Source organism: Clostridium sp. NSJ-145 (assembly GCF_021044725.1).
Taxonomy (GTDB): domain Bacteria; phylum Bacillota; class Clostridia; order Clostridiales; family Clostridiaceae; genus Clostridium; species Clostridium disporicum_B.
Window position 1 is genome coordinate 47,327 of record NZ_JAJNOS010000002.1, and the last position, 14,899, is coordinate 62,225.

Here is a 14,899-nt window from a genome sequence, read left to right on the forward strand (position 1 = left end):
GTTTGATACTACCATTTTTGATTTTAAGAAAATATATATTTGGACAAAAATCAACGAGAGTAATAGTTTATTTATTTAATGGCTTTTCATATAATGTAATATTAATTATTTGATATATAAGGAGAAAATTTGTGGCTTCGAGCAATGGTGATAGATTAGAAAAGTTATCAAAGAAAAAAAGAATTAAAGTTAAAAAGAGGAAATGTTCAAAACAGTTATATCCAGCATTAAAAAACACTAAGAATGGTGCAATATATGGATATATAAATAATAAAGGTGAATTTGTAATAGAACCTAAGTTTGATGGGGCTTATGATTTTAATGACAATTGTTTAGCTATAATAAATGAAAATAATAAAGATGGAATAATTGATTTAAAAGGAGAATATAAGGTATATCCAATATATGATAGTATAAGTCCATTTAAAGAAGATAGGGCTGTTTTTAATAGAGATGGTACTATGGGAGTAATAGATCAAGATGGAAATTTAATAACTAAGAAGAACTATGGAATAGTAGGAAATTTTAATGATGATAGAGCAGTGGTTGGGGATAGTAAATCAGGGGATTATAAATATGGATATATAGATAGAAATGGAAAGGAAATAATACATTTAAAGTATGAAAATGCTAATGATTTTATAGATGACATTGCAATAGTAAAGATAAAAGATAATGAGTATGGGTTAATAGATAAAGGTGGAAATATTTTGAATACCTATAAATATTATTTGGTATCTCAATATGGGAATGGCGTTATGGTGTTTTCTGAGGAATCAGGGGGTTCTTACGGATATATAGATACTGATGGAAATGTAATAATTAAGCCTGTATTTACATCAGCGAGTGAATTTAATGATGGAATTGCAATAGTATCTACTGAGGAAAATTATAATGGACCATATGGAGTAATTAATAAAAATGGAGAATATGTTTTTACTCCTATATTTAGTGAGGTTAGATACTTAGGTGAAGATAGATTAGCTTTAGGAATGCCTATAGGTAAACCATTAGGGGATGATAAATTCATAGCGCCTAGTATATTTGCTATAGGCGATACAAGTGGAAATGTGTTAACTCAATTCAAATATTATGATGTAGGAAATTATGAGAAAGGTATAGCATATGCTTCAAATAATACTTCGACTTTTTTTATAGATAAAAATGGAAGGGTAGTTAATTCATTACCAAAAGTTAAGGGAAGTGGTGAGCTTGTTATAAAAGATGATATAATTTATGCTAATATAGATTATTCACCATATTATTTGACAAGATCAGGAAAAATTATATATAAGCCAAATGATGAAATTACACTTGATAATAGATATTCTGTAATTAAAGATAGATATAAACCAAACTTTAACTTTTTAATTTATATCCCACAAGTTAATGGTATTAAAAATAGAAGAGTTGAAAAGAAGGTAAATAATAAGCTTAAAACCTTATCATATTTTAAACCATTTGCAGAAGAGCAAATTACTCATAGTATAAATGAAAATGATGTTTTGGATTATAGTTATTATGGAACCTTTGAGGTAGTATTTTTTAAGAAGGATATACTTATACTAAGCTTGCAAGGGTATTATTATCCTTTAGGTGCTGCTCATGGATTATCTTCTAAAATAACACCTGTAATAAATCTTGAAAATGGTGAGTTTTATAGCTTAGAGGATTTATTTAAACCAGGATCAGATTGGAAGAATAGATTAAATTCAATAATACAAAAAATGATAAATGAAGATCGACAATATGATTATGTATATAAAGATGGATTCAAGGGAATAAATGAAGGTCAAAACTTTTATTTTAATGAAGATAATTTATATATTTATTTTCAACCTTATGATATAGGTCCGTATGCGGCAGGATTTATTACATTTAAAATACCATTTAGTCTTATAGATGATATTATGAAGAGTAAAAATATTTAATAAAAAATATAAGTAAGATTAATATAGGGAGTGCTTTAATAGCCAACGGGTTCCATTTCTAGGTGCAAAAGTTGCTAATTAACTTAAAATCTCAACTAAAATCACATGCAGAATCACACTATGATTCACATGTGATTTTTTATTCATAAATGGCTTAAATACTTGAATATTAATGAGTACATAAATAAATATTTGTGTATAATCACAATATAAATCACATATAAAATCACAGGTATTTTTGAAAAATAATAAATCTATTATCGTTGTGAATATATGTGTGAATTGATATGTGATTTGTCATATAATATTTCTAGTGGAAAGAGGTTTTATGGAATATTTTTGTAAATTATGTTAATATAATAATAAACAAGTAACGAAGAATTTGTATTATTAAGTTCGTAACTTAGAGTTATTTTAAAGAGGGCAAAGATGAAGAAAAAATATAAAATTATATTTGCAAGTATGTTAGTAATTGCAGTATTATGGTCTACATTAACATTTTTAGATTACCGTAGAGTATGTCATTTGTTTGAAAAGCCTTACTTTGCAATTCCAACAATCACTGCTGATGATGGAGGCTCTGGGAGATATGTTGGATTGGGGTATTGGTTTAATATAGAAGGTAACTTTATGCCGTTAGATGAGTTAAAAGGTGTTACAAAGGCTGATTTATATTTATTCGGAATACATTTAAAACAAGTGATAAGAGAGTAATATTCAACAAATTATTTGAATAATTTTAAAGTTTAGCGTAACAATGTATTTTAAATAAGGAGGTTATAATAAAATGACTGCTAGTAATCAAGCTATACTTAGATACTCACTTGCTATTGTTATCCTCGTTGCATTTATTGCAATGATTGTTTATTTTTTGATTGGCTTAAAAAATAAAAACTATGCAAAAGCAAAAATATTTACGATTATTTATCTATGTTCAAATGCATTGCGACTTCTATTAGAGCATTTTAATTTGTATTGATTTAATACTCCATTTTAAAGTATTACCACTTAAGTAAAATAAATAGAGGCAGACTATTTGCCTCTATTTATTTTATTTTTATTTTGTGATTAGGGTTGTGATTTAAGGTGTGATTTTGTATGTGATTATAATGTTTTGCACCTCAAATCGGAACCCGTTGTTTAATAGCACCCTCTTTTTTGTTTAAAAAATATAAAAATACAAATACTATAATTAAAATAAAATTTTTTTAGGAGAATAGAAATATGGATAAAAAAAACTTAATGAAAAATATAGTATCTAAAACTATACTTTTTATTGCAATTATACTATTTGTTTTGGTATTTAAAACATTCTTTGGAGATGAAAATGTCCCAATAGCTATTGCGACTGTAATTACATTGTTAATGCTATTATCGAAAAACTTAACTAAAAAACCTGTAAGGAATTTTTCGATTTTATTAGGAATTAACTTAGCTATAGGGATAGGAGCTCTTATAGCAGCTAGTAATGTATGGCTTGGAATAATAATAGATTTTACAGCACTATCTTTAATTGGTTATTATTTTAGTTATGAAATGACAAAAGGTTTAATATTACCTTATGGATTACAATATTTATTTTTATTAAACGGACCAGTGTATGGAGAGGAGTTTATAAAAAGAATATTAGCATTAATAGCTGGGGCAGTAATTATTATGATAAGTCAATTTATTGTGAATTCTAAGAAAAATGATTCATTTAAGGAAGAAAATCATATTTTATCAATTAAAGGACGTAAGAGTGATAAGGTATATAAAACTATAAATATATTTGGAAGAGATGTTAAAGTGCATACTATAAGAGCTTCATATGCAATAAGAGTAGGTATTCTTACCGCATTAACATCATTTATTGCACAGTATTTTAAATTAGCTGAAGGACGATGGATGGCTTATACAATATTTTCTTTAACAGAACTTTATTCTGAAAATACTAAAATAAAAGCATTAAAGAGAATACAAGGAACAATCATAGGATCTATAATATTATTAGTTATTTTTTTCTTTGTTAAAAGCCCTGCTTTAAGAGGTGTAGTAATATTAATTGCAGGATACTTAAATTCATTTGCAGTAGATTATAGAGATATGATGATATTAGTTACAATATCAGCAGTAGCACCGCTTGCACTTGTAGAAGGGGCGGGACCAGCAGTTTTTGAAAGAATATTTTATGTTGTAATTGGTATAATACTAGCATTACTTGCTAACAAATTTATTCTTAGAAAAAGTAAAGAAGACTATATAGAAGAATAAATGGAATATAGAGAAAGAGTAGAGTATTATAAAATTAAAATAATATATTAATATATAGCTATCCCTCCAGTTTAAATATTGGAGGGATAGCTTTTTAGGCAATATTTATAGAGATAACGATAAATAGTTGAGTTTTAATAGATTTATAAGCATATAAAGGAGTAAGGGAAGTTTTTAACAAATAGAAAAAAATGGTAAAATAACAGTTGTTAATATAATTACAAATTAAAAGGGAGAAATAAAAAACATATGGATATAACCCGTGAAGAGAAAAAGCTATTTTCTCAAATATAGATTTAAGAAAGTTAATAATACCGTTGATTATTGAGCAATTACTGGCTGTTACAGTAGGCTTAATAGATACTGTGGTGGTTTCTAATGTAGGTGAATATGCTGTTTCAGCTGTTTCATTAGTTGATACAATAAATATCTTATTAATAAATATTTTTGCAGCTTTAGGCACAGGTGGAGCTGTAGTTGCAGCTCAGTTAATTGGTAGAGGATCAAAAGAAAAGGCTAGGACTTCAGCAAAACAATTAATTTTGATAACTGCTATTTTATCAGTAATCATTATGATAATTTGTTTAATTCTTAATGAAGCATTGTTAAGGTTGATTTTTGGAAGTGTTGATTCAAAGGTAATGTATAATGCTAAAATTTATTTTTTCTATTCTGCTATTTCATATCCGTTTATAGCATTATATAATTCAGGGGCTGCATTATTTAGATCGATAGGAAATTCTAAAATCTCAATGATAAATTCACTTATTATGAATGTTATTAATATTATATTAAATTCAATATTTATTTTCGGATTAAAGCTTGGAGTTTTAGGAGCAGTTTTAGCTACATTAATAGCTAGAGTTATTGCTTGTATTATAATTCTTTATATGTTAACCAAAAAGAAAAATGATTTATATATAGATAATTATTTAAATATAAAATGGAACTTAAAATATATTAAAAAGATTCTTGCAATAGGAATTCCTTCAGGATTAGAAAATGGGATGTTTCAGTTAGGAAAGATTTTAGTACAAAGTTTAATTGCTACATTTGGCACATATTCTATTGCGGCTAATGCAGTTGCAAATAATATTGCACAAATGATGATAATACCAGGTAGTGCAATTGGACTAGCTATGATAACAGTAGTAGGTCAATGTATAGGGGCTAATGATTATGAAGAATCTGTATATAATACTAAAAAACTTATGAAGATAACTTTTATTTCTATGTCTATATTAAGTTTATTTTTAGGATTAATTTCACCTAAGATATTATGGATATATTCTCTCTCTCCTCAAACTACTACCTTGGCATTAAAATGTATTTGGATACATGCAATAGTAGGAATGGTTATATGGCCGATATCTTTTACGTTACCTAATGCTCTACGTGCAGCTAATGATGCAAGATTTACAATGCTTGTTTCAATTTTTTCAATGTGGATATTTAGATATTTCTTAAGCTTCTTACTTGCTAGGGATTTAGGATTAGGACTTGTTGGAGTATGGTTAGCTATGACTGTTGATTGGGTTGTTAGGTCTATATTGTTTATTTATAGGTATAGAAGTGGAAAGTGGAAATATAAGAAGTTAGTATAATTAATGAAGGCATAGTGTTATTATATTTACAATAAAGGTATAATACTATATAATAATCATTATTATTTATAGAACGGAGAGAACAATTATGGGTAAGAAAATAGAGCTAGTTTATGAAGATAAAAAATACATAGTTTCAATAGATGGGTCAGAGGTAGAAAAACTAGAAGATGTAGATAAGGCTTTTGAAAGATTTAAACAAGTTATAAAAAATAATGATAGCAATAATGATAAGTCATGGTTATATATTGAGGAGACAATAAAATCATTTGAAAATGAAAATGTAGAAATTAATGGACAATTTAAGACAGTAACTATTGGGCCTTTAAAATATTTCTATAATACTGGTAAGGTGTTTTATATATCAGAAAGTGATATGACTCAATTAATTGGAGGATATGGATTAATTAAGTTTATATTAGAAACTCCTGGATTACAAGAGAAAGAAAACATTGAAAGCTTCTTAGAATTATGTAAAGTTGCAGTTGAAAATGGAGCTAATTATAGATTAAGTGGTGGAAGTATAACAATAATTAGTGCAGTATTAAATTATGGATCTGTAGAATTTAACTTTAACTACAATAAAATAAATAAAGGTATAGCAATTGAAGACGGAAGTTTTGAAGAATTTAAAAAATATGTTTTAGAAACTATTAATAAATAGGGTATTATGAGCCTCTGAGATATAAAAGTATGATATCTCAGAGGCTATTTTTATATATAATTTTATGATGTACAAAAGTAAATAATAAAGAGTAATATATAATAATAATACTTATTGAGTGAGAAGATATGGACTATTATAAGATGTTCGATGATTTTATGAAGAATTGTGGATATGATTTTAGTGAATATAGAGATGATAATTCAAGTGATAACGAAGAAGCGCCACCAGGAGTGGCAGATGAAGAGTGTAGATGTGGAGATAGTGATATTCCAGGCGGATTTCAAGATTTAAATCCGATGCTATTTATAATAATTGCACAAATAATAGGGGATATTACGGCTAGTAGAATTCCATTTAATGTACAAAATGCGCTAGGAAACTGGCTTCAATTAATAGGTCAAGCTATATTAACTTATAATGCACAACAACAATATTTTCAAGGTGGACCAGGAAGATACTATAATCCTATATATAGAAATGCTTCTAATCCTTTTTGTGAAAATACAGTAGATGAAAGTGGTGCTAATACAGTAGGAACATCTAGCAGGTCATCTGGAAAGAGTAGTACTACAACCTCTAATGATAGTAATAATAAAGAATTGCAAAAGAGAGTGGAATCTCTAGAGAATGAAATAGAAAAACTTAAAAGAAAGCTAGATAACATTAAATGAAATTATTTATGCTATAGAAAGACTTCTAGTGTTTTTATAGCATAATATATTTTTTTATATAAAAAATAAAATTAAGAAAACATTTATATCATATTAAATAAGGTCTATAATATAAGTATACTTAAGAAAACTTACTACTTGTATACATTCGTAGGAGTATACTCAAAGTGTAAGTTTAAATCAGAGATTAAGATTTTCAGTTATAGTTTTACTAAGACGTTACAGAATGGAGGATTAATATGAAAAAGGTAGATGAAAGATTTTTAGAATATGTTAAAGTAGATACAAAAAGTGATACTACAACAGGAACAACTCCAAGTACAAAAGGACAGCTTGTTTTAGCGGATATATTAGCTAAAGAGTTAAAAGAAATGGGGTTAAATGATGTAACTATAAGTGAATATGGATATGTATATGCAACATTAGAAAAAAACTGTAACAAAAAAATTCCAACTATAGGATTTATAGCTCATATGGATACAGCACCAGATTATAGTGGAAAAGATGTAAACCCTCAAATAGTTAAAAATTATGATGGTGGAGATATAAAATTAAATGAAGATACTATTTTATCACCAAAGTTTTCACCAGAACTTAAAAATTATATAGGGAAAACATTGATAACTACAGATGGAAATACTCTTTTAGGTGCTGATGATAAAGCTGGTATAGCTGAAATAATGACAGCTGTAGAATATTTAATTAATCATCCAGAAATAGAGCATGGAGATATTAAAATAGGATTTACACCAGATGAAGAAATAGGAGAAGGTGCAGACCATTTTGATGTTAAATATTTTGGAGCAGATTTTGCTTACACTATTGATGGAGGAGCTATAGGAGAGTTAGAGTATGAAAACTTCAATGCAACAGGAGTTAAGGTAACTATTAAAGGCGTTAATGTTCATCCTGGATATGCAAAGAATAAAATGGTAAATTCAATAACTATTGCAAATGAATTTGCTTCTATGCTACCTGTGGATGAAGTTCCAGAAAAGACTTCAGGATATGAAGGTTTCTATCATCTTATAGAGCTAAATGGAACAGTTGAAAATACATCAATGCAATATATAATAAGAGATTTCTTTAATGATACTTTTGTTAAAAGACAAGAAAGATTAAAAGAAATAGAAAAGGATTTAAATCAAAAATACGGTGAAGGAACAGTAACTGTAGATATAAAAGAACAATATAGAAACATGAAAGAAATGGTTGAGCCAGTAATACACATAGTTGATAACGCTAAAAGAGCTATGGAAGAGGCTGAAGTTACACCAGAAATTAGACCAATAAGAGGTGGAACAGATGGATCAAGACTTTCATATATGGGATTACCAACACCTAATATGTTTACTGGAGGAGAAAATTTCCACGGTAAATATGAATATATAGCTATAGAATCAATGGAAAAAGCTGTTGAAGTTATTGTAAACATAGTGAAAAATTATGCTAAGTAACACCCGCTTACTTAGGTGAGTATTTAAGAAACGACAATTAGAAATATACATTATGAAGTTAGAGCTTTTCTAATAGAAATATTAATAGTTATTATAGTAGATAAAAAATTACGATAGATAAGAAGTAAGCCTGACGGCGAAATGTTAGGAGTGTTATTTTTGCTAGATGAAAAAATATACAATGGATATTTAGAAATACTTAAAGAAGAAATTGTACCTGCAATGGGATGCACTGAACCAATAGCTATAGCCTATGCTTCAGCTAAGGCTAAGGAGGTTTTAGGTGAAATGCCTAAAAAAGTTATAGTATGGTGTAGTGGTAATATAATTAAAAATGCTAAGTGTGTAACTGTTCCAAATACAGGAGATTTAGTAGGTATAAAGGCAAGTGCTATAATTGGAATTTTAGCTGGTGATGCTAGTAAAGGATTAGAAGTAATTAATGTTGTTGATGATGTTAGCATTGAAAAAGCTAATGAACTTGTTACAACAGATTACTGTGAGGTTAAGAGATTAGATACAGAAGTTCAACTTCATATTTTAGTAGAAGCATATGGTGAAAATGACAAGGTTACTGTAGAAACTAAATATGCTCACACAAATATATGTAAAATAACTAAGAATGATGAAGTTTTACTTGAAGTTGAAGAATCTCCAGATAAATATTTAGGTGTATTTGTTGATAGAGGTATATTAAATGTAAAAGATATATATGAATTTGCAAATACAGTTAAAATTGAAGATGTTAAAGAGCTTTTAGATAAGCAAATAGCTTATAATATAAGCATAGCAGAAGAAGGGTTAAAAGGTACTTACGGAATAGGGATAGGGAAGGTCATTTTAGAAAGCTTCCCAGGAGATTCTGTAGTTACTAAATTAAAAGCTTATGCGGCAGCAGCTTCTGAAGCAAGAATGACTGGAAGTTCGTTGCCTGTTATGACTAATAGTGGAAGTGGAAATCAAGGGATGACAACTTCTATTCCAGTTATTATTTATGCAAAAGAAAAAGGTCTTAATGATGAACAATTATATAGAGGATTAACTTTCTCTAATCTTATGACTATTCATCAAAAGACAGGGATAGGAAGACTTTCAGCTTTCTGTGGAGCAGTTAGTGCTGGATGTGCTAGTGGAGCTGCTATAACTTATTTAGAAGGTGGATCATTAGAACAAATCAATAAAACAGTAACAAACACTCTTGCAAATATATCAGGAATAGTATGCGATGGAGCTAAAGCTTCATGTGCAGCTAAAATAGCAACAAGTATAGATGCCGCTATGATGGCACACTATCTTGCTATGTCAGATCAATCATATCGTGCTAATACAGGAATACTTAAAGAAGATATAGAGGATACTATAATAGCTGTTGGTAGACTTGGAAAAGAGGGTATGAAAGAAACAGATAAAAAGATATTAGATATAATGCTAGAAGAATAGGAAAAGGAGCCACATTAGTATAAAAGTTATACTAATATGGTTCTTTTAATTTTTACTTAAACTCATAGAAATGATGAAATGCAGAGAAAAGTAAATAATATATCTAAAGAAATATGGGACTTATTGGGTTGCAAGAGTTATGCACGAATTGATATGATAGTAAGTAATGGAGAACCATATCTTTTAGAGGTAAATACTTTACCAGGAATGACAACATCAAGTTTAATTCCTAAAAGTGCAGAAGCAGTAGGTATGAGTTTTACAGAATTATTAGATAGGATAATAGAGTATTCCTTAGAATAGGAGTGAAAGAGTGATTTTTTCTAGCTTAGAATTTAATAATGATGAACCTATATATCTACAAATTGAAAATTATATTAAATATATGATAAAAAATAATATGGTAGTTACAGATGCAAAATTACCATCATCAAGAGATTTAAGTAAGATTTTAGGAGTAAGTAGAAATTCTGTAATAGTTGCTTATGAAAACTTAGAAGCTGATGGTATTGTGTATACTATAAAAGGTAGAGGAACATTTGTATCTAAAAATAAAGAAGATTATAAAAATGGATGGAAGGTATCCTGGGATAATATGATAAATAACTATGGAAGATTAGCTGAAGAGCTAGACATAGTAAAAACAGAAATACCTTGGGAAAGAGGGATGATTTCTTTTAAAAGTATCTCTCCTGATGGTTCTCTATTTGATATTGATGAGTTTAAAAAGTCTTTTCTAAATAGAATATCTTTAGAAGGAGATAAGATATTAAACTACGGATATGCTAAGGGATATAAGTCTTTAATAGATTATCTTTTAGAGTATATGAAGCAAAAGGGAGTTAGTATAGAAAATAAAGATATCATTATTACAAATGGGTTTACAGAAGGATTAGAAATGATTTTAAATACTTTTTGTAATCCAGGAGATAAGATACTATGTGAAAATCCAACTCATAATACATCTATAAAAATAATGAAAATTCTTGGTTTAGATATAATTGGAGTTAAGATGAATCAAGATGGAATAGATATAGAAGAGTTAGAGAATAAATTAAAGAACAATAAAATTAAGTTTGGATATTTGATTCCTTCATATCATAACCCAACAGGAATAGTTATGAAAGCTGAAAAGAGGCAGCAAGTATATAAATTGTTTAGAAAGTATGATATTCCAATAATTGAGGATGGATTTAATGAGGAGCTTTTATATAATAGTACTCATATTTCACCTTTATCGTCTATAGATAAAGGTGGTAATGGTGTAATTTATATAAGTAGCTTTTCTAAAATCCTTTTCCCAGGATTGAGAGTAGGGTGGATATTGGCAGATAAAAGGATAATAGATGTTTTAGAAAGTGTTAAGAGATGTAAAAATATCCATACTTCATTTTTAGATCAAGGGATTCTTTATGAATATTTAAAGAGTGGAGCTTTTGATAAAAATGTAAAAAAGATAAGAAAGGTTTATAGAGAAAAATATGATTTTGCATTAAATTGCATTAATAAATATATTAAGCCTGATTTTATATGGGGGGAAGGAGCTCTTCATATTTATATTGGAATAGAAGGAGTAAAATCAAGAAAACTTCTAGAAGAATGTTATAAGGAAAATGTTATATTTACTCCAGGGGATATATTCTCTGTAGATAATTCTTGTGAAAATACTCTTAGAATAGGATTAACAAGATTAAGCTTAAATCAGATTGAAGAGGGAATAAAGATAATTGGAAAAAATGTAGAAAGGATAAAATTAAATGAGGATAAATAAACTTCTTAGCAATTATGGGGTTTGCTCAAGAAAAGAAGCTAATAGAATAATTGAAGAAGGTAGAGTTATAGTAAATGGCGAATTAGCCTTTCCGGGGCAGTGGGTAGAAGAATATGATGATATTCTTTTAGATGGAGAAAAATTAAAGCCAAAGGAAAGAATTTATATAGCCTTAAATAAACCAGTTGGAATAACTTGTACAGCGGCAAATGATGTAGAGGATAATGTAATCCAATATATGAATTATCCTGAATATATATTTCCAGTAGGAAGATTAGATAAATTATCACAGGGACTTATTTTGATGACTAATGATGGTGATTTAGCTAATAGTATTTTAGAGGCAGATAATAATAAAGAAAAAGAATATATAGTAACAGTAGATAAAGAGTTTGATAATAAATTTATTGAAGGAATGTCAAATGGAGTAGATATAGGTGGAGTTATAACGAGACCTTGTAAAGTAAGTAGAGTAAATGATAAGACATTTAATATCATTTTAACTCAAGGTTTAAATAAACAGATTAGAAGAATGAGCAAAGCTTTTGGGTTTAATGTAGTTAGATTAGAGAGAGTTAGAATAATGAATATAAAAATAGATGGTATAGAATATGGGAAATGGAGAAAGCTAACCGAGGATGAGATTAGTGTGTTGAGAGAACATGCTAAATAAAGTATTAGTGATGAAAAGATATACTAAATAGAATTAATTTTAGATAAGATTATTTGTAATATATTAAAAGAGGATTATAATAAAGTAAGTACTTCACTATATGGAGGTGGGAGATAGTATTTTGAGTAATATATGTAGCGGATTAGCGGAATGTGAATATTTAAAATTACTATTTGATAAGGTACGAGTAATAAATCCTTTGAAAAATGAAATAATTCATATCTTTAGTAAAGGTGTAAATGAGAGTGATGGTAAATGCTATAGCATATGGAATAAAAGTAATATGTGTGAAAATTGCATATCTATGAGAGCTTATAATGAAAATAAAGTTTTTACTAAAGTTGAGTATAACGATAATAGAGTATTTGCAATTACAGCAATTCCTATGAACAAAGGTAGAGAGCATTATGTAATAGAATGTATTAAAGATATAACAGATTCTATGCTTATAAATGAAGTTTCATGTATTGCTATAAGTGAAATTTGCGAGGAAATTGAAAAATTAAATAAGCTAGTTATTACTGATGAATTGACAGAATGTTATAATAGAAGGTACATAAATGAAAGATTTCCTCTAGAAATAAAAGAATCAAAAAGAAAAAATGAGAAATTAACTATTGTACTTATGGATATAGATAATTTTAAAAAAATTAATGATAAATATGGGCACCAATCAGGAGACTATGTTTTAAAAGAAATTGGAAAAATTGTAAAAAGCAATATTAGAAAAGAATATGATTGGGTTTCTAGATATGGTGGAGAAGAGTTTTTAATAGTATTTAAAAATATGGATACTGAAAATTTTATAAAATCTACAGAGAAAATTCGTAAAAGTATAGAAGAGCATAAGTTTATATATAATGGAGTTGAGATTAAATTAACTGCGAGCTTTGGAGTAGCTGAGTTATCTGATAAAATTGATGAAATGGATATGCTTATAGCTGAAGCAGATAAAAAATTATACAAAGCAAAGGAATTAGGAAAGAACATAGTTATAATATAAGAAATATTAAAGTCTACAATATTTATAAGAATATTGTGGACTTTTTTAGCAATAAAGGTATAAAATATGGAAGGTGTAACAATATAAATGTAAAATGTAGATATAATGTATTAATAGGGGGCAAGAATTATGAAGACTGTTGCAATAATAGGAGCAGGACAAAGGGGACAAGATATTTATGCAAACTTTATTAAAAATCATAGTGAAATGGGTAAGGTTGTTGCTGTAGTTGAACCAAATGACTTTAGGAGAGAAACATTAGTAAGAGAACATAACATACCACAAGAGAATATATTTACTAATTGGGATGATTTCTTTAAGAGAGAAAAGTTAGCAGACCTAGCTATAATATCTACATTAGATAGATTACATTATGAACCAACTATGAAAGCTTTAGATAAAGGATATAATATTTTATTAGAAAAACCTATGTCAATAAATAAAGAAGAGTGTGTTCATATGGTTAAGAAGGCAGAAGATAAAGGTTTACTACTTATGGTATGTCATGTTTTAAGATATACACCGTTCTTTACTAAATTAAAAGAAATTATTGATAGTGGAGAAATAGGAAAAGTAGTTAATATTCAGCATAATGAGAATGTTGGTGCTTTTCATATGGCTCATAGCTTTGTAAGAGGAAATTGGAGAAATTCAGATGAAACTTCACCAATAATATTACAAAAGAGTTGTCATGACATGGATATATTGTCATGGCTTGTAGATGATGAATGTGAAAGTATTTCTTCCTTTGGGGAGTTAAGTTTTTTTAATAATGATAATAAGCCAGAAGGTGCAGCAGATAGATGTGTAAGCTGTAAGGTTGAAGATTGTGTATTTGATGCAAGAAAGATATATCCACCAATGAAAGGTGGATGGCCATCAACTGTAGTAAGTGAAGTTCAGACAGAAGAAGGTATATTAAATGCTATATCTGAGAATGAATATGGTAGATGTGTATTTAATTGTGATAACAATGTTTGTGACCATCAAAGTACTATAATCAAATTCAAAAATGGAGTAACAGCTACATTTAGTCTTTCTGCATTTACAGATGAAATTTCAAGAACTATAAAGATAATGGGAACAAAAGGTGAAATAAGAGGTCACGAAGGTAAAAGAGAAATTGAAGTAATAAAATTTAGATCAAATGTAAAACAAGATAAGGATATAACAGTTCATAAGATTGAAATTCCAGTAGGTGGGCATAGTGGTGGAGATAATGGCTTAATGAATGAGTTATTTAGACTTTTAGAAAATAAATCAGTTGAATCTCTTTCTAGTGGGTCGAAATCATTGCAAAGTCATCTTATGGCTTTTGGAGCTGAAGAGGCTAGAAAAAATAATATAGTAGTACAAGTTAAGTAAAATAGATACTATAAAAATAGAAAGTTAAATAATAGAAGTATAGCTAACATTCTATTATTTAACT

12 protein-coding genes and 1 pseudogene are annotated in these 14,899 nt (G+C 28.0%); all 13 read left to right on the top strand.

Annotation, left to right across the window (positions count from 1 at the left end; translation table 11 throughout):
• Nucleotides 1-131: 131 nt before the first annotated feature.
• The 13 genes and pseudogenes from LQE93_RS16865 to LQE93_RS02925 all read left to right on the top strand — a co-directional run bounded on the left by LQE93_RS16865 (nt 132) and on the right by LQE93_RS02925 (nt 14,835).
• Nucleotides 132-1,931 (top strand): WG repeat-containing protein, encoded by a 1,800-nt coding sequence (locus LQE93_RS16865; protein ID WP_231071898.1) that lies wholly within the window; start codon nt 132-134, stop codon nt 1,929-1,931.
• A 429-nt stretch (nt 1,932-2,360) separates the two neighbouring features.
• Entirely contained in the window at nt 2,361-2,645 is a 285-nt protein-coding gene (locus LQE93_RS02870) for a hypothetical protein (RefSeq protein WP_231071899.1), read from the top strand.
• Nucleotides 2,646-3,155: 510 nt separating this feature from the next.
• Nucleotides 3,156-4,184 carry an FUSC family protein gene (locus LQE93_RS02875; protein ID WP_231071901.1) on the top strand — a complete coding sequence of 343 codons (1,029 nt, stop codon included), beginning with the start codon at nt 3,156-3,158 and terminating at the stop codon, nt 4,182-4,184.
• Between the two features lie 278 nt (nt 4,185-4,462).
• Complete coding sequence (locus LQE93_RS02880) at nt 4,463-5,788, top strand: MATE family efflux transporter (RefSeq protein WP_442870531.1); 1,326 nt, start codon at nt 4,463-4,465, stop codon at nt 5,786-5,788.
• A gap of 88 nt (nt 5,789-5,876) precedes the next feature.
• Nucleotides 5,877-6,452, top strand: a complete 576-nt coding sequence (locus LQE93_RS02885) for a hypothetical protein (RefSeq protein WP_055264020.1) — start codon at nt 5,877-5,879, stop codon at nt 6,450-6,452.
• Nucleotides 6,453-6,580: 128 nt separating this feature from the next.
• Nucleotides 6,581-7,126: a hypothetical protein gene (locus tag LQE93_RS02890; RefSeq protein WP_055264022.1), complete on the top strand. Its 546-nt coding sequence runs from the start codon at nt 6,581-6,583 to the stop codon at nt 7,124-7,126.
• Nucleotides 7,127-7,365: 239 nt separating this feature from the next.
• Nucleotides 7,366-8,583 (top strand): peptidase T, encoded by a 1,218-nt coding sequence (pepT, locus tag LQE93_RS02895; RefSeq protein ID WP_231071904.1) that lies wholly within the window; start codon nt 7,366-7,368, stop codon nt 8,581-8,583.
• A 222-nt stretch (nt 8,584-8,805) separates the two neighbouring features.
• Nucleotides 8,806-10,023: an L-cysteine desulfidase family protein gene (locus LQE93_RS02900; RefSeq protein ID WP_442870532.1), complete on the top strand. Its 1,218-nt coding sequence runs from the start codon at nt 8,806-8,808 to the stop codon at nt 10,021-10,023.
• 78 nt (nt 10,024-10,101) lie between these two features.
• Nucleotides 10,102-10,326: pseudogene (locus LQE93_RS02905) on the top strand (D-alanine--D-alanine ligase); the annotation flags it as partial.
• Nucleotides 10,327-10,339: 13 nt separating this feature from the next.
• Nucleotides 10,340-11,794, top strand: a complete 1,455-nt coding sequence (locus tag LQE93_RS02910) for an aminotransferase-like domain-containing protein (protein ID WP_331000402.1) — start codon at nt 10,340-10,342, stop codon at nt 11,792-11,794.
• Entirely contained in the window at nt 11,781-12,467 is a 687-nt protein-coding gene (locus LQE93_RS02915) for a pseudouridine synthase (protein WP_231071909.1), read from the top strand. The genes LQE93_RS02910 and LQE93_RS02915 overlap by 14 nt, the downstream gene beginning before the upstream one ends.
• Before the next feature lie 121 nt (nt 12,468-12,588).
• Complete coding sequence (locus LQE93_RS02920; RefSeq protein WP_231071910.1) at nt 12,589-13,470, top strand: GGDEF domain-containing protein; 882 nt, start codon at nt 12,589-12,591, stop codon at nt 13,468-13,470.
• A gap of 129 nt (nt 13,471-13,599) precedes the next feature.
• Nucleotides 13,600-14,835, top strand: a complete 1,236-nt coding sequence (locus tag LQE93_RS02925; protein WP_231071912.1) for a Gfo/Idh/MocA family protein — start codon at nt 13,600-13,602, stop codon at nt 14,833-14,835.
• The last annotated feature ends 64 nt before the right edge of the window (nt 14,836-14,899 follow it).